Source organism: Waterburya sp., from assembly GCF_058530065.1.
The window spans coordinates 1-1,139 of the sequence record NZ_JBZNBU010000373.1; the positions used below are offsets into that span (position 1 = coordinate 1).

2 protein-coding genes are annotated in these 1,139 nt (G+C 35.6%); one reads left to right on the forward strand and one right to left on the reverse strand.

Going from position 1 to position 1,139, the window contains the following annotated elements:
* Positions 1-139: 139 nt before the first annotated feature.
* Positions 140-688 (forward strand): hypothetical protein, encoded by a 549-nt coding sequence (locus AC33VI_RS22355; RefSeq protein ID WP_491784472.1) that lies wholly within the window; start codon positions 140-142, stop codon positions 686-688.
* Between the two features lie 163 nt (positions 689-851).
* Here the strand turns inward: AC33VI_RS22355 and AC33VI_RS22360 are convergent.
* The coding region (locus AC33VI_RS22360) for a hypothetical protein (protein ID WP_491784473.1) at positions 852-1,139 on the reverse strand (288 nt) is incomplete at its 5' end.

Here is a 1,139-nt window from a genome sequence, read left to right on the forward strand (position 1 = left end):
CCCCCTCCCCGCGCACCGCTAACTTAATTTTGTACTGCTATAAATCCCCGAACAAAGCAACACCACAGAAGGGGGTGAGTTTTGAATGAAAATGAAATTTCGTGCAATAGCAATAATACTGCTATCACTTACATTTATCATGCCTACAGATTTAAGTAGTCAAGCTAGTGAAGCGGATGAGCTATTTAGTCTTTGCTCCAAGTTTCCCCTTAATTCTAAATGTAAAGACTATACAGTACCTATTTCCCTCAAAAATCGATCGGGAGAAGAAGCATTATGTCTTTTGGGCGATCGAGAAGAATCAGAAAAATGTAAAGTTTTACTGACAGAACAATTACTAACATTTTATGTGGAAACAGGGAAAGGAATAAATGTTTTAGATGGAGCTAAAGATACTAAAGAAATAGCTTTTCCTATTAAGACGATCGAATCTTTTTCTTATTCCGAAAAAAAGAAAACTGATGTAGGTGCAGTTATTGCTTTTGGTCTTTTAGGGCTACTTTCTCAGAAAAAAACTTCAACTTTTAACATTCATTTCAACCCGATAGAAAAAACAGAAGAAGTAAAAACAACAGAAATACTGCCTTCAAGAGCTATTTTTGTAGTCAAGAGAAAAGTTGGTAGAACAATGCGTAAAGATATCGAGCAGCAAACAAATTTAGTTGCAGATATTATAGATATCGAATAACACTCAAGTTAAAAATCTTGATGTCAATAGCGAAAAAGAAACATAGAAGTCCTCTTAACTATTAAATCTAGTCCAGGAAGACCAACTTTAATCTCTCTAGAAGCGATCGCGACGTGGGTTGTTCGATCGGTAATTCTTGAATATTCAGAGAAATCGATTAATCTTATTTTTCGGGATTAGAGGCGATTTCTTGTAATTCCAACAAGCCAACAAACCCTACAAAAAAAGTATAAATGCCATAGGTTATAAAATTCTTATGACAGGCATTAGCTTGCCAAGCAGCGGTCGCACCTTCAACTAGATGTCCTATTAAAGCCACACTAGCTAACCACAAAACAGGATAGAGTCGATCGGGGAAAGAAGCATCAGTTAACCGTAAATACATCTGCCAAATTTCTAACCCCAAAGCGCAGGTAATTAAAATAGTAGATGTTATTTTAATTAGAGAAAA